General features: G+C 56.9%; 18 protein-coding genes and 1 other RNA gene. 15 read left to right on the forward strand and 4 right to left on the reverse strand.

The genetic code is table 11. The annotated features are described in order from the left end of the window. The first annotated feature begins 50 nt into the window (after positions 1 to 50). The 15 genes from VFX97_06260 (at position 51) to VFX97_06330 (ending at position 12,779) form a co-directional block, all read left to right on the forward strand. Positions 51 to 824 carry an ankyrin repeat domain-containing protein gene (locus VFX97_06260; GenBank protein HEX5702782.1) on the forward strand — a complete coding sequence of 258 codons (774 nt, stop codon included), beginning with the start codon at positions 51 to 53 and terminating at the stop codon, positions 822 to 824. A 191-nt stretch (positions 825 to 1,015) separates the two neighbouring features. Next, a complete protein-coding gene (locus VFX97_06265; protein HEX5702783.1) occupies positions 1,016 to 1,579 on the forward strand; it encodes an aminodeoxychorismate/anthranilate synthase component II in 564 nt (187 codons plus the stop codon). A 50-nt stretch (positions 1,580 to 1,629) separates the two neighbouring features. Further along, the gene (trpD, locus tag VFX97_06270; protein ID HEX5702784.1) at positions 1,630 to 2,694 is read left to right on the forward strand and encodes an anthranilate phosphoribosyltransferase; all 1,065 of its coding nucleotides are present in this window, start codon (positions 1,630 to 1,632) and stop codon (positions 2,692 to 2,694) included. 6 nt (positions 2,695 to 2,700) lie between these two features. After that, complete coding sequence (trpCF, locus tag VFX97_06275; GenBank protein ID HEX5702785.1) at positions 2,701 to 4,170, forward strand: bifunctional indole-3-glycerol-phosphate synthase TrpC/phosphoribosylanthranilate isomerase TrpF; 1,470 nt, start codon at positions 2,701 to 2,703, stop codon at positions 4,168 to 4,170. Beyond that, entirely contained in the window at positions 4,167 to 4,982 is an 816-nt protein-coding gene (gene lptB, locus VFX97_06280) for an LPS export ABC transporter ATP-binding protein (protein HEX5702786.1), read from the forward strand. Before trpCF ends, lptB begins: the two co-directional genes overlap by 4 nt. A gap of 93 nt (positions 4,983 to 5,075) precedes the next feature. Then, positions 5,076 to 6,677 (forward strand): RNA polymerase factor sigma-54, encoded by a 1,602-nt coding sequence (gene rpoN / locus VFX97_06285; protein HEX5702787.1) that lies wholly within the window; start codon positions 5,076 to 5,078, stop codon positions 6,675 to 6,677. A gap of 76 nt (positions 6,678 to 6,753) precedes the next feature. Next, on the forward strand, positions 6,754 to 7,287 hold the full coding sequence (raiA, locus tag VFX97_06290) for a ribosome-associated translation inhibitor RaiA (GenBank protein ID HEX5702788.1): 534 nt from the start codon (positions 6,754 to 6,756) through the stop codon (positions 7,285 to 7,287). 193 nt (positions 7,288 to 7,480) lie between these two features. Next, the gene (gene rapZ / locus VFX97_06295) at positions 7,481 to 8,404 is read left to right on the forward strand and encodes an RNase adapter RapZ (GenBank protein ID HEX5702789.1); all 924 of its coding nucleotides are present in this window, start codon (positions 7,481 to 7,483) and stop codon (positions 8,402 to 8,404) included. Between the two features lie 6 nt (positions 8,405 to 8,410). After that, complete coding sequence (locus VFX97_06300; protein ID HEX5702790.1) at positions 8,411 to 8,869, forward strand: hypothetical protein; 459 nt, start codon at positions 8,411 to 8,413, stop codon at positions 8,867 to 8,869. 162 nt (positions 8,870 to 9,031) lie between these two features. Continuing rightward, a complete protein-coding gene (locus VFX97_06305) occupies positions 9,032 to 10,120 on the forward strand; it encodes a polysaccharide biosynthesis/export family protein (protein HEX5702791.1) in 1,089 nt (362 codons plus the stop codon). 81 nt (positions 10,121 to 10,201) lie between these two features. Continuing rightward, a complete protein-coding gene (locus tag VFX97_06310; protein ID HEX5702792.1) occupies positions 10,202 to 10,651 on the forward strand; it encodes a hypothetical protein in 450 nt (149 codons plus the stop codon). After that, positions 10,648 to 11,355, forward strand: a complete 708-nt coding sequence (locus VFX97_06315) for a CPBP family intramembrane glutamic endopeptidase (GenBank protein ID HEX5702793.1) — start codon at positions 10,648 to 10,650, stop codon at positions 11,353 to 11,355. Before VFX97_06310 ends, VFX97_06315 begins: the two co-directional genes overlap by 4 nt. A gap of 167 nt (positions 11,356 to 11,522) precedes the next feature. Then, positions 11,523 to 12,098, forward strand: an RNA gene (gene rnpB / locus VFX97_06320) — RNase P RNA component class A. Positions 12,099 to 12,196: 98 nt separating this feature from the next. Further along, positions 12,197 to 12,439, forward strand: coding sequence for a hypothetical protein (locus VFX97_06325; GenBank protein HEX5702794.1), 243 nt, complete (start codon positions 12,197 to 12,199; stop codon positions 12,437 to 12,439). 46 nt (positions 12,440 to 12,485) lie between these two features. After that, the gene (locus VFX97_06330; GenBank protein ID HEX5702795.1) at positions 12,486 to 12,779 is read left to right on the forward strand and encodes a PP0621 family protein; all 294 of its coding nucleotides are present in this window, start codon (positions 12,486 to 12,488) and stop codon (positions 12,777 to 12,779) included. On the opposite strand, the gene VFX97_06335 is transcribed toward VFX97_06330, so the two are convergent. From VFX97_06335 to VFX97_06350, 4 genes are all read right to left on the reverse strand, one after another. Further along, a complete protein-coding gene (locus tag VFX97_06335; protein HEX5702796.1) occupies positions 12,776 to 14,161 on the reverse strand; it encodes an MFS transporter in 1,386 nt (461 codons plus the stop codon). The two genes, VFX97_06330 and VFX97_06335, sit on opposite strands and share 4 nt — an antisense overlap. Positions 14,162 to 14,175: 14 nt before the next feature. Next, positions 14,176 to 15,159: an alkaline phosphatase family protein gene (locus tag VFX97_06340; protein ID HEX5702797.1), complete on the reverse strand. Its 984-nt coding sequence runs from the start codon at positions 15,157 to 15,159 to the stop codon at positions 14,176 to 14,178. A gap of 107 nt (positions 15,160 to 15,266) precedes the next feature. Next, positions 15,267 to 16,652, reverse strand: coding sequence for a sigma-54 dependent transcriptional regulator (locus tag VFX97_06345; GenBank protein ID HEX5702798.1), 1,386 nt, complete (start codon positions 16,650 to 16,652; stop codon positions 15,267 to 15,269). Between the two features lie 41 nt (positions 16,653 to 16,693). Next, positions 16,694 to 17,470 carry a uroporphyrinogen-III synthase gene (locus VFX97_06350; protein ID HEX5702799.1) on the reverse strand — a complete coding sequence of 259 codons (777 nt, stop codon included), beginning with the start codon at positions 17,468 to 17,470 and terminating at the stop codon, positions 16,694 to 16,696. Between the last annotated feature and the right edge of the window lie 96 nt (positions 17,471 to 17,566).

Consider the following 17,566-nt stretch of genomic DNA (forward strand, 5'->3'; position numbering starts at 1 on the left):
AACCTACGGTTTTCCGCCGGTCCGCTAAATACGCGGCGATGGCGCTATGTATGTGTCTGGGTGCATGCACAGGGACCTCGAGCGATCAGCCGACACCGGAAGCGTCGAAGCAATTCCTAAAACTGCGTGGATACGATTTCGACGAGTCCTCCTTCTTCAGAGCCGCGGCGGCCGGCGATGTCATGGCGATTAACGGTTTTATCAGCGCCGGCATCAACGTGAACGCGAAGAACGCAGACGGTGATACGGCTCTGACCGCAAGCGCCGCGCGCGGTGATGCCACCATCGTCGAAGCCCTGTTACGCGGCGGCGCAGATGTGAATGCGCAAGGGCGTAATTCCTGGACTGCGCTCTTGCTTGCGTTGTCAGAAGATCAGGACATTGTCACCGACATCCTGCTTGCGCGACCGAACGTAGATTTCAAAGCTGAAAATCCGGAAGGCATGACGGCCTTGATGCTCGCCGTGTGGCATCAGCGGGAACAAGCCGTGGGGTTGATTCTGAAACGTGGCGGGGATGTGAATCATCAGGACAAGGACGGTGACGCGGCCATGCACGGTGCCGCGCTTTACGGAAACGCACGGATACTTAAACTGCTGCTGGACGGTGGTGCGAATCCGAACGTCAAGAACGCGTTGGGAGGCACGCCCCTAATGTGGGCGGCCGCCTACGGGCACGAGGAGATTGTCAGCGTGCTGCTTACCCGCGGCGCCGATCCGAAGATTCGCGATGTAGATGGCGTGACGGCGGCGGGTTGGGCCGCGAAGAATAGCCGGGCCAGTATTGAACTTAGGTTGCGCGCCGCGGAAAGAGATAGTCCGTAGTCAGACTTGTCAGTGGTCCGTTGTCAGTAGTCAGTTGGTCTTTTGTGCTTTGTACTTAGTTCTTTGTACTTTGATTCCTTAACCCAGACCCACTTTCAATTTGAAGGTACTCTGGGATGACACATCAAAGTACAAAGTACAAAGCACAAAGCACCAACGATCGTGCAACGGACAACTGACCACTGACAGACATGCTTCTGGTAATCGACAACTACGATTCGTTTACTTACAACCTCGTGCAGTACGTAGGGGAACTGGGCGAGCGGATCGAAGTCCGGCGCAATGATGAAGTCACTGTCGAGCAGATTGAGGCGATGAAGCCGGATCGCATTCTGATTTCGCCGGGACCGGGAACGCCCTCGGACGCGGGCATCGCGATGACGGTGATCGAAAAGTTTGCCGGCAAGCTTCCTATTCTGGGCGTTTGTTTGGGACATCAGGCGATCGGGCAGGTGTTTGGTGGACGAGTGGTGCGTGCGTCCCGGCAATTCCACGGAAAATCGTCACGAGTGCAGCACGACGGCAAGACGATCTTCGAGGGTTTGGAAAATCCTTTCCCCGCGGGCCGGTACCACTCCCTGATCGTCGAGCGTGAGACATTCCCGGATGAATTGGAGATTTCTGCGACGACACCAAACGGAACGATCATGGGTTTGCGCCATCGCAGACTAAAGATCGAAGGCGTTCAGTTTCATCCGGAGTCGATCATGACGACCGAAGGGAAGAAGCTGCTCAAGAACTTTCTGAGTCTTTGAGTCTGGGATGCGAAGTCTGGAGTCTCTCTATTAATGGAAGCGTCGCGACGATGAATCACACAACACCAGCCACGGGACCTCAGACCTCAGACTCCAAACTCAAAAACTTCATTGGGCGGTTAGTGCGCCGCGAAGATCTTTCGCGCAGTGAAGCGAACGATCTCCTTGAAGCTTTGCTTAACGGCGAGGCTGCCGACGGTCAGATCGCCGCGACGCTGATCGCGCTCAAGCTCAAAGGCGAGACAGTCGAAGAGCTAGCCGGGCTGGCTGAAGGAATGCGCGCGCGCGCGACGCGAATTCAGTCCCGGCACGAGCGGTTCATTGATACGGCCGGAACCGGATCGAGTTCAGCCAAGTGTTTTAACGTTTCGACGGCGGCAGCGTTCGTCATTGCGGGTGCAGGGCTACCGGTAGCCAAACACGGTAATCGCGCGGCGAGCAGCAAATGCGGTAGTGCCGATGTGCTGTCGGCATTGGGCGTCAACGTTTCGGTCGCCCCTGAAATCTCTGAGAGATGTTTGAATGAGCTTGGCATCTGTTTCATGTTCGCGCCCCTTTATCATGGCGCCACCGCGCGCGTGGCCGGCATTCGCCGGCAGCTCGGCGTGCAGACGACTTTCAATCTGCTTGGCCCGTTGACGAATCCCGCAGGCGCGCCAAGGCAGATTATCGGTGTCTCCAATCGGGACTTCGTCGAACCGATGGCCCGCGCTTTGACTCTTCTCGGCACCGAACGAGCGTGGGTCGTACATGGAGCGGATAGCCTTGATGAAATAACGCTCGCGGACAAAACGTTTGGTGCGGAGGCGTCCAACGGCAACTCTCGCACATTCGAGATTGCCCCGGAGGATTTCGGCGTTCAGAGAAGTCCTCTAGATGGATTGGCAGGAGAGGGCGCGGAAGAAAATGCGACGACGATTCGCGAGATCCTGGGCGGGCAGCGGCGAGACGCGGCCCGAACCCTCGTGATGCTGAATGCGGCGGCTGCCTTGCACGTGGGTGGCTCAGCAGCCGATTTGAAAGAGGGAATGCGCCTAGCCGAAGACAGTATCGACAGTGGCCGCGCCGTGGGAAAACTGAACGAGCTTGTGCGGACGACCAGCGCGAGCGAGTGACTGCCGATGGATTTTCTCTCTGAAATAATTAGCGTAAAGCGCCAACGCGTTAAGGCCGCGAAGGCGCGCATGCCGCTCGAACGGTTGCGCGAGCTTGCCCGACCGTCTCAGCATCGCCTCATTGCAGCGCTGCAAGATAGAAGCCGGCCCAACCTCATTGCCGAGTTCAAACGGCGATCTCCTTCCAAAGGCCCAATCAAGTCCGCGGCTGACCCAGCGGCGACAGCCCAGATCTACGAATCCGCAGGCGCGGCGGCTATTTCGGTCCTGACGGAGGAAGATTACTTCGATGGGTCGCTCGATGATCTGCGGCAGGTTCGGGAAGCCAGCCGCCTGCCAGTGCTGCGCAAGGACTTCATTTTTGACGAATATCAGGTTTACGAATCGGCGGTTGCCGGCGCAGACGCGTTGTTGCTGATCGTTGCCGCATTGGACGACCAGACACTGAAGCGGCTGCGCGAGGTCGCGGAGGACGAACTGGGAATGGATGCCCTCGTCGAGGTTCACACCCGTGATGAACTCGATCGAGCGGTCGCCTGTGGTGCTCACTTGATAGGGGTGAACAATCGTGACCTTGGAACGTTCAACGTTTCGGTTACGACCTCTGGAAAGTTAGCGCGCTTTGCGCCCGCCGATGCGGTTCTCGTCAGCGAAAGCGGTTTGACGCCTGCTGATGTCCGTGAGCTTCACAAACTGGGCTACAGCGGATTTTTGGTTGGCGAGGCTTTGATGCGGGCCGATGATCCGGCGAATGCGATTCGCGATTTTGTCGGCGAATCAGAACCAATCGCAGCGCGTTCGGCGTTTGTGAAGATTTGCGGCATCACCAATCTGGAAGACGCGCGCGCCGCGATTGAAGCAGGCGCCAACATGCTTGGATTTAATTTCTTCCCCGCAAGCCCGCGGTTCATCGAAGCCAATGCCGCGCGCGAAATTATCACCGCGCTTCGCGTCGAAACTCGATCAGATTACGAAAGCGTCGTGATGTTCGGCGTGTTTGTGAATGAATCGGTCGAGAATGTTCACAGAATTGCCGAACTCAGCGGCTTGGATGGGATCCAGCTCCACGGCGACGAGACGGTTGAGTACTGTGCAGAGTTGAAGCAGCGTGCCCCGACGCGATTCGCCATTAAGGTAGTCCGTTCGAACGGCACAATCGATTTTCCTGGCCTGAGTTGCTATCCGGTTGATGGGTTCATGCTCGACGCTTACGACCCAAAGCTGCGCGGCGGCACGGGTCAAACGGCGGACTGGTCCCTGGCGCGTGAGGCCGAACGGCGACTTCCGCGTGTGTTTCTGGCCGGGGGTCTTTCCCCCGAAAATGTCGCTGAGGCCATTGCCAGAGTTCATCCTTACGCAGTTGACGCCTGCAGTTTGTTGGAGCTTTCGCCCGGTAAGAAAGACCATGCACGCATGAGGGAGTTTGTCGCCGCCGTCCGAGCGGTTAAACTGCCAGACGAAGTGTCCGCGCAATGAAGGAAAGCGTTTTGGCCCAAACCATCGAAGCTCCGCCATCCACGAAAGCGCAGCCGCGCGCGAATGAGTCTGAACCAAAGACCGTGTCGGCGCACGCGCTGGCCGCGTTCAATTTGCGAAAGTCCTACGGCCGGCGGCGCGTGGTGGACGATGTCACCCTCCACGTTGAGCCAGGCGAAGTGGTTGGTTTGCTGGGCGCAAATGGCGCGGGGAAGACCACGACGTTTTACATGATGGTCGGTCTGGAGACCCCTGAAGACGGCCGCATTTCCTTGAGCGGTGAGGACGTGACGCGTCTGCCGATGTACCTGCGGGCCCGACTGGGCTTGGGATACTTACCCCAGGAGCCATCCATCTTTCGAAAACTTTCTGTCGCCGAAAACCTGCTTGCCGTTCTCGAGACCATGGGGCTGCGTCGTCGTGAACAACTAAAACGGGTAGAGGAGTTGCTTCAGGAATTCGGCATCGAGCATGTACGCAACACGCGGGGCGAATCGCTGTCGGGCGGCGAACGTCGTCGCACTGAGATCGCGCGCGCGTTAGCCACTGAGCCCCAGTTCATCCTGCTCGACGAGCCATTCGCTGGAATCGATCCCAAGGCAGTAGATGACATTCAAACCGTCATCCTATATTTGCGGGATCGCGGCATTGGAATTCTCGTCACGGATCACAATGTCCGTGAGACGCTCGGCGTCACCGATCGCGCCTACATCATGGCTGAAGGAAAAATATTTCGCTCTGGAAAGCCGCGGGACTTGACAGAAGATGCCGAGGTTCGAAGACTTTATCTTGGCGAGAAGTTCCGAATGTAACGTGACGAGTGATTGATGCGCGATTGCGTTATAATCTCCCCGCGGGATTCCCGCACGCAAGCCCCCGGCAGTTGAAGAGCAGATTCACCGACTATGTCAGTTAGGTTAACCACCAGTCTTTCGCAACGACTCGTCTTGACGCCACAGTTGCGTCAACGGATCGAGATGCTGCAGATGACTACCATCGAGCTTTCCGATTTGATTCAGCAACAGCTGAATGAAAATCCGGTGCTCGAAGAGGTGGCCACGCAGGAGGAAGCGCGCGAACTGGCTGAGAAAATCCTCGACCACATGGCCAATGGTGGCGAGCTCGAAAACCTGCCCGGGCCGAACGTCGAGGCGTCTGCTCCGGAACTGGGATCGCCGTCTTCGAATGGCGACGGCGAAATCGCGTTTTCCGAATCGGGACCCGACGCGCAACCTATCGGTGACTTTGAAATGGATGCGGAAGCAGCCACGGCCGAAGGCACGGAAGACACTGCGGTCGAAGGGACGCGCGATCCCTTTGAAGAAGTGGATTTCGGCCGCGAGTTTCAGGACTACCTCGACCCCGGGTACAAGACCCAGGAATTTGAGTACAAAGAAGACGCGCCAACTTTCGAGCAGTTTCTTACGAAGGCGCCTTCATTAAGCGAGCACCTTGAATGGCAGCTTCACATGGATTGCGGGGACGGCGCGGTATGCGACGCCGCGGAAGCCGTCATCGGAAATCTCGATGAAGACGGTCGCCTAAATGCGAGCAACGAAGAGATCGCCGCACAAGGTGGTTGGCCGGAAACGACTGTTGAGCGCGCGCGTCAGCTGGTGATGAGGCTCGATCCGGTTGGCTGCGGCGCGCGTGATGTGCGCGAGTGTCTGCTGACGCAGCTGGAGGTGCGCGGCGAGACGGAGCGATTGGCCAGTCAATTGATCCGCGACCATCTTGAAGCTTTGCAACAGCACAAGCTGCCACACCTGGCGAAACAGATTGGTTTAACCGTCGAAACGCTTGTGGCTGAGCTGGAATTCATTCGCACGCTTGACCCGTATCCGGGTCGTCGCTATTCGTCGGAAGAGCCGGTTCTGATTTCGCCCGAAATCTACATCGAGAAGCTGGACGAGGGCGGCGATTACATCATCTACTTTGCCGATGACGGCAGCCCGCGCCTGCGCATCAGTCCCAGTTATCAACAGATGCTTTCGCAGGGCGACACGACCAAGGAGACGCGCGACTTCATCAAAGAAAAGATGCGCTCGGCAGTCGATCTGTTGCGAAACATCGAGCACCGCCGCCAGACGATATATCGCGTCGTGGAATCGATCGTGAATCGCCAGCGCGAATTTCTCGATAATGGCGTCCAGTACATCAAGCCGATGATGTTGAAAGACATCGCCGAAGACATCGGCATGCACCTTTCGACGGTGTCGCGCGTCGTCAATCGCAAATACGCCCACACCCCGCAGGGCGTGATCGAACTGCGCCGCTTCTTCACCGAAGGCATGCTGAACGAGGAAGGCGAAGAAGTCTCGACGCGAATTATCAAGCTAAAGATCAAAAAATTGATAGAAGAAGAAGACTCTCACAACCCGATTACCGACGATCAAGTGGTAAAGATACTGGTGAAAGACGGAATAAAACTTTCGCGCAGAACGGTGGCAAAGTACCGGGACCAAATGAGTATTCCCGGGTCGCGCGAGCGTCGCGCAGTTGTTTAATGTGCTGATCGTCGCTTCGCATCGCTGACCAGAAAACATTCGTCCTGCGCGCCAACAGGAGAGGCAAAAAACCGCAATGAAGTTTGAATATACCGGACGCCATGTGGAAGTCACTCCAGCAATACGACGTCATGTTGAAGAGCAATTCAAGAAACTTAACAACGTCTTCAATGGAACCGAGCCGCGCGTACATGTAATTCTCGAAATCGAAAAGAACCGGCAAATCGGCGAAATCGTTGTTTACTGGCTCGATCACACGCTCGCAGCCAAAGACACGAACGCCGACATGTACATGGCTTTGAGCCGGGCGATCAACAAGCTCGAGAAGCAGGCTCTCAAACTCAAGAAACGCATCATTGACCGCAAGCAGCACGCGCGCAAGCGATCTGCGGACGCCCCAAGTCCGGATGGACAGATTGAAGCCGCGCCGCCCCCGGCTCGCATCATTGCCGCGCGGCGTTACGCGGTGAAACCAATGACGGCTGAAGAGGCCGCTCTCGACTTGTCAGGCCGCCGTGACCAGTTCGTCGTCTTTCGCGACGCGGACACAGACCGTCTCGGCGTGCTTTACAAGCGTCAGGATGGAAACTTTGGTCTGATCGAGCCGTGACGGTAATTGAATTTGATTACGGCAAAGGAGCGGATCACTTTGGTCGCGCTCCTTTTCGTTTGTGCTTGTATTGATGCACAGTCCCAATTACATTGAAGCCGTTCGCGATGTGGTGGCAGAGACTTCAGTCTGTGCTTTCTAACCAAATCAGGGTCAAAGTCGTTGAAATCGCAGACTGAAGTCTGTGCCACGTATGGCAGCAAAGCAAAAACCCAAGACGATTGATGGCACGGCGCCTGACGTCGTCATTATCACAGGGCTCAGCGGTTCGGGCATGAGTTCGGCGACGAACGCGTTTGAAGACCTGGGATACTTTTGCGTGGACAACATGCCGCTGACGTTGTTGCCCACCTTCGCGCGCCTGGTGCAGTCGCGTGATGATGATCGCGGACGGATTGATCGCGCGGCCCTGGTGATCAGCTTTCGGGAAGGCCAGTTCCTCGCGGATTTCGCGACGCAACTGCGCAGCCTTCGCCGGCGCGGCCTGACCGTGTCAGTTCTTTTCTTCGAAGCTTCGGATCAGATCCTGGCGCGCCGCTTCAGTGAAACGCGGCGGCCCCACCCGGCTGAACGCGGCAAGGGCCTGCACGATGCGATTCGCACTGAACGGACCGCGATGAAGCGCGTGCGCGCTCTGGCGGATGAAGTGATCGATACGTCCGACTACACGGTTCATTCCCTGCGGAACGTGTTACTCGAGCGATTCCGGCCTTCGACAAGTGCGGCGCCAATGCGCGTTCAGGTTTTGAGCTTTGGTCATAAATACGGAGTGCCGCGAGAGATGGAGCTTCTGTTTGATGTGCGGCATCTTCCGAATCCGTTCTTCATCTCCACTTTGAAGAACCTGACCGGCGAGGATCCGCGGGTTATTAAGTACCTGAACGCGCAGCCCGAAGTCGAGGACACTGTCGGACGATTCATGGATCTGCTGACTTATCTGCTGCCGCAATACAAACGGGAAGGGAAGTCGTATCTGACGGTCGGCATTGGTTGCACGGGCGGGCGTCACCGATCGGTAATGGTTGCGAATGAGCTGGCATCGCGTCTGCGTAAGGGTGGGTTCGATGCGCAGGCGGTCCATCGCGACGTTCGTCAGGCGGCGCACGCGAAGAGTTAGAGCGACATGAAAGTTATCGACGGCACAGCGCGTACTGCTCCTCAACCCCTTGTGGGCGGAGTGATTGTTTCACATGCACACCTGGGAAGTGAGTTTCTCGCCGCGGCAGAAATGATTCTCGGCAAACCGCTGCCGCATATCACTTCAGCGTCGATCGACTGGCATGATGATGTGGATGTCGCGCGTCACGAGCTGGAGCGCGCGATCGCCCGCGTGTCTCAGGGCAAAGGCGTTTTGCTAATCACCGACATGTTCGGTGGCGCGCCGACCGATGTCGCCTCGATGTTTCTTGATGACCCCACAGTGGAAGTTATTTCCGGCGTGAACCTGCCGATGGTGCTGAAGCTGGCGCAACAGGAGCCCGGCGGGTCCCTCTTGACCGTCTCGAAAGCCGTCCGTGACAGCGGTAAGGACGGAATTCAAATGGCCGGTGAACTCCTACCGCGGACCGTCCCTTCCGAATAGTTCTGCGCTGCCCGCCTGTCCGCGGGAAACTTTCCCAATTTTCCTGAAACCAGCGGCCTTTAGTCGTTTATCCACATTGATAAGCCCGTCGCCCGACGGGCGAGCAATTCGGCGTCATTGCCCGACGCCAGCAGCAAAGTTGATGTGGAGTTGAGTGTCATGATGAAGAACACATCCCTCGTTTTTCTCTTCCTCTTGGTGGCTGTCCCGGCGGCCACTGCGCAAACGCAAATCCGAGCGCGCATGACCGGCGCGCCTTCGACAGTTCAGGAAAATCAGAATTCGTCCACCCGGAATCGAACCGTTGCGCCCAATAATACGCCCCTGAATGACGCCGGCATGGCGAACCAGCCGAAACCGGCTTGGGGCGATTCAGGTGTCCCGGTGGCTGCTCATCCGACGGTGGTCACGCCGCCACGCCCAACAAACACTCGCGACATTCCACGCGCCGCGGTGAACCAGCTGGTGAAACCGACGAGCTTGAACGTCGGTAATTCCACGACAGCGCGTCCTGCTCCGGCGACCGCGCCGACCTCGACTTATCGAGTTGGGATTGGCGATGTGCTCGACATTCGTCTGTCGAACATGGCGACGCGCGAATCGACACTCTTTACCGTGATGAAGAACGGCGTGTTGGAGTACCCTTTGCTCGCCAAGCCACTGAATGTCGCCGGTCTGACGCCTGACGAAATCGCGCGCCGGCTGGGCGCAGAGATCAAGGTCATTCAGAACCCGCGACCATCGGTCAGTGTCCGCGACTATGCAAGTCACTTTGTCTTGATAACCGGCGCCGTGGACAACCCGGGACGCAAGGTAATGCGCCGTGAAGCGATGCCACTCTTCACGCTGTTAGCTGAAGCTTTACCGCGTTCCGATGCCGCGACCGTAACAGTTGTCAGAAACGGCCAGGAAACAAGTCTCTCGGTGAATCGTACCGACGAGCTGTCGATGCTGGTCATGCCCGGCGATGTTATTCGTGTTTCGCCCGCGTCCGGTCTGTTCGTTTATGTCGGTGGGGAAATAGCGGCCGCCGGTGAAAAGGAATTGCGTCAGGGGATGACACTGACGCAACTGTTGCTCGCTGCCGGTGGCGTTCGCCAGGATCGTCAATTCACCGCAAAAATATCGCGCCGCGATGGAAGCGGCTTTCTCAGATCGCAGGACCACAACCTTAAAGCCATCGAACAAGGAAAAGCGGCCGACCCGTTGCTGCAAGCCGGTGACCGAATCGAGGTCAGGTCAGGTATGTGATAATCTCTGCCGCATGAGACGCGGATGACGAAGGGCGGTGCGTACGCGTGCCGCCCTTTTTCTTTGTCTAAATAGCAGAACATGAATCTCTTTTCACGTGCGGGCCTGGTTAATTTGCTAATCGGCAAATCGATCGTCGAAGCACTACTGGTCACAACGGTTGCCGCAGGCTTCTATCTTTCAACGACGAACCCGAGCCTGCGCGGCTGGTTGGATTCTGCAGACGCAAACACGATTTCCGGGTGGGCAGTTGACGATGACAATCCGGGCCGGCGCGTGGAAGTACAACTCTTCATCGACGATCAATTTATCGAACAACGCACGGCCGCTGAGTTGCGGCCAGACGTCCGCCAAGCAGGACGAGCTACGGATGGCTCGCACGGTTTCATTTTTAGAACGCCGGCGCTGCCGCCGGGCGAACACGAAGCCCGCGTCTATCTGCTCCATCGCGGCGCCTCGCCGGCGCGGAGAACACTCCAGATAATCGGAAAGCCTTTGCGCTTTACAGTCCATTCCGCACCCGTTCAATGAACGATTCAACCTCACCGCCGGATATTTCGAGCGTGCCTCAAGCGGCGGCGCTGCCGGATCGGACGCTCGCCATTTGGGAGCTCGCCTCTGTCGCTTCTTCAGTCGTAATTGCGGAATGGATGGCTGCTTCTGCCGCAGGCTTCAGCAAAGCGGTTATCGCAGTGCCGGTGATCTTTGGGGCTCTGTTGATGTTCGTGTCGCACCGCGTCCGGCGTGAAAGCCTGCGCGACGTCGGCTTTCGATTCGACAATTTTTTCCCGGCACTTTATCTGTTGGCGGTGCCGGTCCTCTTGGTGGCCGGTGCCTGCCTGTTAGTTGCGTGGATGACGGGTTCGTCGATTAGTTTCCTGCGATGGCATCCGAATCGAAATTTGGGGCTCCAGCTCGCAATTGGATTTGCCTGGGCCCTGGCGCAACAATACGTACTCCAGGGCTTCTTCAACCGGCGCGCAATGATTGCGCTCGGCCGTGGCTGGCTTAGCGTTTCGCTCGTGGCCGTTATCTTTGGTCTGCTGCACCTTCCCAATCCATGGATCACGCTGATTACTTTTATCGCAGGCGGAATTTGGGCCGCGGTCTATCAGCGCGCCCCGAACCTCTTTGCTTTGGCTGTCACGCATTCGGTGATGACGTGGTTTATTGTCTCGACACTGCCGGCGTCGATGCTTCGGCACTTACGTGTCGGTTTGGGGTATTTCGGCTAGGAAAGATGGGGCATTAGCCCGTCTGTCAGGGAGAGCTCCAACTGTGCGACTTACTGAGCCCTCCCTGACGGTCGGGCTAGTGCCCCGACCCCCGCCGTGCGTAACGCTTAGTTTTTTCGTCTGTGCGTGTTGAACAATGGTTTGCTATAATCATCGAGCCTTGCATGAGAGCAGGTCGGGCGGTCGCTGCTTCGGTTTCAAAGTCTGATTTCAGATCTAAGATTTGAATCAGACGCGAATCGAAGGAGAGGAAAGTCCGAACACCAGAGGGCAGCGAGCCCGCTAACGGCGGGGCGGCAGCTTCGGATTCAAGAATTCATTCAAGATTCCAAAGCTGACCGACGACAAGTGCAACAGAAAACAGACCAGCCGGCGGCAAGTCAGATTTTGAGATCTCAGATCTGAGTCCGCAGGTGATGGGTGAAACGGTGCGGCCGAAAGGCTAATCTCAGGTTTCCGATTTGAGAGAGTAAGAGCGCACCGGCGCGTGTGGTGACATGCGCGGCCAGGCAAACTCCTCGCGGTGCAAGACCAAATAGGGAAGCATTTGAGATTTCAGATCTCAGATCTGAGATTTCAGTGGGGTTGCCCGCCCAAGGCTTCCGGGTAGGTCGCTGGATCCAATCGGCAACGGTTGGGCTAGAGGAATGATCGCCCTTCCGCTTTCAGATTTGAGATCTCAGATCTGAAATTTCAAATCTGAAAGCGGGAGACAGAATTCGGCTTACAGACTTGCTCTCATTGCATCGGCATTTTCCTCGTACTGCTTTGTTTGCTTCTTATCGTCTGAGTGCGGCTATTTCCGAGTTCGATCAGCCTGGAATGAAGGAGCCCCCAACCAATGGCCAATCGCAAAGGCGTTTTCATCGGAGCTTATGTCCCAAGCGATCTGAAAGAATCCCTGCGGCGCAAAGCCGCCGCAGAGCATCGCACGTTGTCGCAGGAAATTACTCGAATCCTGACAGAGGCTGTGCATGGTCGCGGTTTGCCGGCGGGCAGCATCGACAGGCGCGCGCCAAATTCGCCGTCGCGCCGGCGCGCGGTCGATCCATATCCGCGCAGGCGAAAAGACGACTTGCCGTGACTTAGTGCCTTTCGGTTAGTTCCCGTAACGGCGGTAAAAAAATCAATTGAAAATCCTGCTCGTCGTCGGCGTCCTGCTCGTTCTCGCGTTAGTGCTGTATCGAGTGCTTCGTCCGGTTATCACTATCGCGCGACAATTCCTCAAGACGATTCGGCACTTTCAACAAGTCGCCAGCCCGCCCGCCCGGCCAGGCAATGCCGCCGAGAAACTCGTCAAATGCGAAACGTGTGGTGTCTGGACCCCGGAAGGCAGGACATTGAGCAGCGGCTCGCTCGCTTATTGCTCACGCGAATGTTTGAAGCGTGCCGGCACGTCTCGACGCACGAACACGGCGGCCTAACTTTGGGTTTCCGCCGCCTCTTCAGGCAGGAGGTTTCCGGCTTCGTGTATTGCCCGGTCAGTGTCAGTGAAGATCAGAATCAACAGGCCAATCACAAAGAAGACGATTAGAAGGAGAATGGCCTGGCGATAGGAACCCGTCTGGTTGACTACGATCGTGAACATTCCCATGCCCATCCACGAAGCGCGCTCGGAGATTTCATAAAGTCCGAAAAACGAAGCTTCGCGTCCCGGCGGAATCATGCGTGAGTACAGGCCGCGTGAAAGGGCTTGCGTGCCTCCCAACACTACGGCGATGAACGCTGCCATCCACCAGGCCTGCGTCGTGGTCTGCAAAAATCCATAGGCGTAGATGACGACGCCCGACCAGATCACGAGCGAGGCCATGATTGCCTTTTTAGTGCCGATGAAGGCGGCGATACGTTCGAACAGCAGCGCCCCGAATATGGCCATGAATTGAACCAACAGGAAGATGCCGAGCAGAAATGCCGGGTTGGCCTCCAGGCCGCGCGCGACGAACAATTCCTGAGCGAGAAAAACACCGGCCATGCCGATGATTGTCTGCACGCCGTCGATAAAAAACAGATAGGCAATCAGGTAACGGAACGTGTGCCGCAGCCGCCGTAGCTCGCGAAAAGTCTGGCCCAGTTCAGAAAAACCAATCGTTAGGTAGGACTTGCCCGGCGGGAGCCGGCGCGCCGCATTGTGTGATCGCAGCAGGCTAAATGTCAGTAACGCAAAGCTGCCCCACCAAATACCGGCGGACAGCAGCGAGATGCGGACGGCCGTCGCCTCGGAGATTCCTATCCGCGGAGCGATGACGCCGATGAAGACTGAGTTCATCGCCAGCAGAAGTCCACCACCGAGATAGCCGAGCGCGAAACCTCGACTCGAAATTTTGTCGCGCCGGTCCTCAGTGCAGATTTGTGGGAGGTAAGAGTTGTAGATCACGATGGCCGCGTTGAAGCCCAGCATCGCGATGATGAAGAGCAGTCCACCGAGAAGGTATCTCCCGTTAGCGACGAAATACATGAGGCATGTCGCTCCTGCGCCCGCATAACAGAAGAAGATCAGGAGACGCTTTTTCAGGCTCGAGTAATCAGCGATCGCCCCCAGCAAGGGCAGAAGAAAAATCTGCATGAGCACTGCCAACGTAATGCAAAGCGGGTAAAAGGATTTCGCTGAGATGGAAAAGAACGAACCTAAGCTGATCGCGATGCCGTTCTCGCCAACCGCCTGCTGCACTACATAAGTCAGATATTGTCCGTAAAGCGCTCCCACCACCGTTGTGTAGAAGGCGGAGTTCGCCCAGTCATACATCATCCAACCGACAATCTCACGCGGATTGTTCTTTTCAAGTAGGGCGCTTTGGGTTTTAGACATTCGCGGTTGCGCTCTTAATCTGGCTTAGCTCCATCTCCGCAAGCAGAGAGGGGGTTGGGGGGAGAGGTTGGCGGCTGCGCAACCCCACCCCAAGCCCTCCCCGCTTGCGGGGAGGGGCTATCGGTTAACGAGCCCACAATCGCCGGCGTTATGTCCGCGAGCGAGGTGATGCGTGCCGAAATGCATTCCTTGTTGGCGCCCCAAAAGATTGTCGGGACGGCGTTGAGCGTGTGGCTCTTTGTCGATAGGTCTTCAATGTTGCCGTGATCGCTCGTCAGGATAATGGTCGTCGTCTGTAAATCCAGTTGTCCAATGAGACGGCGAATCATCCGGGCCAGATTCTGCAGTACGAGCCTCGCCGAAGTCATGTCCTGAGCGTGGCCGACCTTGTCGGTGATGAAGTATTCGAAAAGTGTAAATCGATGGTCCGCGACGACGGATGCGAGAACGTCGGCTGCTTGTTCGGGCGTGCGAGGTTCAACGTCTTCGCCGCGTTCGAGTAGTTGGCCGTTAGTGAAGTCCTGGTACACCGCGCGGCCGGCCCTCAGGTCATCGACGGTATTGAAACTCAGGCCGGCTGCTTCGACTGCAGCCGTCGTCGCTGAGATCCATCGTGGACGACTCTCGAAGAAACGCCTGGTATAAGTGTTTGCGAAAGTAATCGGAGCGACTCCCGCGCGCTTTAGCTGCAAGAAAATCGAATGCTCACGAATTATTTCAAGCAGCGCGGCGTTCGGAAAGCCCTGCTTGTGGTGGCCTATCGCTGCCGGCGCGTTAATCCCTGTGAGGATCGTCGTTTGACCGGACGCGCTTTGCGGTCGGCCTTCTACGCCTAACCGCGAGTCGGTCTCAACTAAGACGCCGTCGAACGGAATTCGCGCCTGTTCGTCTTGAAAAATCGCCAACGGCTCAGCATCCGGCAACCCATCGAGCGGGTTGTGCGGCCCGCGCGTGCCGATGCCGAGTCCGTCAATGAAGAAGAGCAGAACATTTTCCATTTGTCATTTCACATTTTCCATTTGCCATTCCCGAATCGCGGGCACTCGCGCCCAGCCGATTAGAAATGAGAAAATATTAAATGCCAAATGAGAAATGGAAAATACTCCTATCTTTCTTCTTCCTGAAGAAGTCCCTTGGCCCGATACGCATTTAATTTGTTGTGCAGCGTCTTTAAGCTGATGCCGAGCATCTCCGCCGCCCGCGTCTTGTTATTGCCCGTCTTGTCGAGCGTGCGCAGAATCATGTGGCGCTCAATTTCATCCAGGGGCGTGCCCACCGGAAACGTAACCGTATCTTCGGACCGTAACCGCTGCCGCTGATCAAACGGATATGGCGTGAAATGATGCCGCTCGATTTGTTCACCCGAGCAAATCACGACGGCACGCTCGATGACGTTGCGCAGCTCGCGGACGTTACCGGGCCACGAATGAAATTGTAGAGCGTCGAGTGCCGCCGGGCTAATGAATCGCGCCGGTCGATCATGTTTGGCGGCCAGCCGCGTCACGAGATGTTGCACCAGAAGCGGCAGATCTTCGAGCCGTTCAGCCAAACGCGGCAGATGAATCGTGATTACGTTCAAACGGTACAGCAGGTCTTCACGCAGCGTCCGATCACGAACAGCTGTATGCGGGTCGCGGTTGGTCGCAGCAAGAATGCGAACATCAACCGAGATGTCCTTTCGACTACCAAGCCGATGCAGGACGCGTTCTTCAATCACACGGAGCAGCTTTGCCTGCAGTAGTGTCGGCATTTCGCCGATTTCATCGAGCAGGAGGGTGCCGGTGTTTGCCAGCTCGAAACAACCGTGTCGCCGCGCCACCGCGCCGGTGAAAGCTCCTTTTTCGTGGCCGAACAACTCAGACTCCATCAACGTGTCCGGAATGGCCGAGCAGTTTATGGCGAGAAACGGTGCATCGCGCCGCGGACTCAAATTGTGAATTGTCCGGGCCACCAACTCTTTGCCCGTGCCGGATTCGCCTGTGATCAGCACCGAAGCCGACGACGACGCAACCTGTTCGATCAAGCGATAAACCTGCTGCATCGCTTCGGAACTGCCGACCAGTTCTCCGAACGCGCCCCGGTCGCGCAATTCTCGTCTTAGTAACTCGTTTTCGCGTCGTGCTTCAGCGAGTTCCACCGCGCGCTCGAGCACCGGCGTCAGTTTCTCGACTTCGACTGGCTTGTTGAAATAATGGTAGGCGCCCTCATCCTGAATCGCGCGCAGCGCGGTTTCCACCGAACTGGCTTCGCCCGCCACAATTATCGGCGTGTGCGGGTGGTTGACGCGGATTTCGCGCAGGGCCGCGAATGCCTCACCGTCGGTCGGAATGGTGTCGGTGATGATTACCGAGGGCGAAAATGTCTCGGCGACTTTGATGCCGGAAGCGTTGTTTGGTTCGGCGAGGACTTCGTAACCAAGCACCTTCAACTGATCGCGCAAAGCATGCGAAGAGTTTCGGTCGCTGTCGATGATGAGCACGCGGCCTTTCATCCGCCTCAGTTTAGCACAGCGCAAATGACGGGCCGTCGAGGTTAAACGCCGAAGTGTTTCGCAAGCGATTCAGTGATTGCGTGCGGTGGTGACTCGTTCGCCTGGGCCGGCTGAGAAATGCCAACGGCTTCGGCTGCGTTAGTGGTGGCATCGCCAACAGCGAGCACGAACGTGTTCCTGAAGAGCGGGGCCGGGTGGTTCGTGTCGAGCACGCGCGCCAAGTCGAACACTTCATCAGGGTGGGTGAACACGACGGCGTCAACGCTGCCGGTGAGCAGCATGCTTTGCAGACCCGTTAATCGCGTCAACTCATCGTTAGCGACGGTCTGATACGAAGCGACCACGTCCGCGCGTGCACCAGTGTCTTCAATGGATGCTTTAAGATAGTCGCGGCCTATCGCGGCCTGCGGCAACAGGAAGTTCAGGCGATCCAGGTGATCGAAGCCGCCGGCGTACGTTGCCAACTGTTCGATAATTGCGGCCGGATTAGTTTCCGTCGGCACCACATCGACATGAACCCGCGCATGTTCAAGGGCGGTGGCGGTCGCTTCGCTAATTGCGCATACCCGGAGTGTGTCGAGGTCGCCAATTTCCCGTGACTGCTGCTTGATGCGCTCGACAAAGAAGCGAACTGCGTCGGAGTTAGTGAAGATGATCCAGTCGTAGCCGTAGAGATTCGCGATCGCCTCATCGAGAGCCGCGAAATTCTCAAGAGGCGTTAACCGCAGCTTCGGCCACGTGATGATTTGATAACCCGCCGATTCGAGCTGCGGAATCAGATTTGACGCCGGGGCAACGAGCAGAACACGTTCATTCATCGGACATACGAGGGATCGTCAAACACCGCGTGGTGTGACAGATCTAGTTGGATTCGCGCTGAAACGTGTTTACAATACCGCGTCTCTCCGAATAGT

The organism is Pyrinomonadaceae bacterium, from assembly GCA_036277115.1.
Classification (GTDB): domain Bacteria; phylum Acidobacteriota; class Blastocatellia; order Pyrinomonadales; family Pyrinomonadaceae; genus UBA11740.

Coding starts and splice junctions, on each gene's coding strand:
- VFX97_06260 (HEX5702782.1), top strand. CDS start 51: ATGTGTCTGGGTGCATGCACAGGGACCTCGAGCGATCAGCCGACACCG.
- VFX97_06265 (HEX5702783.1), top strand. CDS start 1,016: ATGCTTCTGGTAATCGACAACTACGATTCGTTTACTTACAACCTCGTG.
- trpD (HEX5702784.1), top strand. CDS start 1,630: ATGAATCACACAACACCAGCCACGGGACCTCAGACCTCAGACTCCAAA.
- trpCF (HEX5702785.1), top strand. CDS start 2,701: ATGGATTTTCTCTCTGAAATAATTAGCGTAAAGCGCCAACGCGTTAAG.
- lptB (HEX5702786.1), top strand. CDS start 4,167: ATGAAGGAAAGCGTTTTGGCCCAAACCATCGAAGCTCCGCCATCCACG.
- rpoN (HEX5702787.1), top strand. CDS start 5,076: ATGTCAGTTAGGTTAACCACCAGTCTTTCGCAACGACTCGTCTTGACG.
- raiA (HEX5702788.1), top strand. CDS start 6,754: ATGAAGTTTGAATATACCGGACGCCATGTGGAAGTCACTCCAGCAATA.
- rapZ (HEX5702789.1), top strand. CDS start 7,481: ATGGCAGCAAAGCAAAAACCCAAGACGATTGATGGCACGGCGCCTGAC.
- VFX97_06300 (HEX5702790.1), top strand. CDS start 8,411: ATGAAAGTTATCGACGGCACAGCGCGTACTGCTCCTCAACCCCTTGTG.
- VFX97_06305 (HEX5702791.1), top strand. CDS start 9,032: ATGAAGAACACATCCCTCGTTTTTCTCTTCCTCTTGGTGGCTGTCCCG.
- VFX97_06310 (HEX5702792.1), top strand. CDS start 10,202: ATGAATCTCTTTTCACGTGCGGGCCTGGTTAATTTGCTAATCGGCAAA.
- VFX97_06315 (HEX5702793.1), top strand. CDS start 10,648: ATGAACGATTCAACCTCACCGCCGGATATTTCGAGCGTGCCTCAAGCG.
- VFX97_06325 (HEX5702794.1), top strand. CDS start 12,197: ATGGCCAATCGCAAAGGCGTTTTCATCGGAGCTTATGTCCCAAGCGAT.
- VFX97_06335 (HEX5702796.1), bottom strand. CDS start 14,161: ATGTCTAAAACCCAAAGCGCCCTACTTGAAAAGAACAATCCGCGTGAG.
- VFX97_06340 (HEX5702797.1), bottom strand. CDS start 15,159: ATGGAAAATGTTCTGCTCTTCTTCATTGACGGACTCGGCATCGGCACG.
- VFX97_06345 (HEX5702798.1), bottom strand. CDS start 16,652: ATGAAAGGCCGCGTGCTCATCATCGACAGCGACCGAAACTCTTCGCAT.
- VFX97_06350 (HEX5702799.1), bottom strand. CDS start 17,470: ATGAATGAACGTGTTCTGCTCGTTGCCCCGGCGTCAAATCTGATTCCG.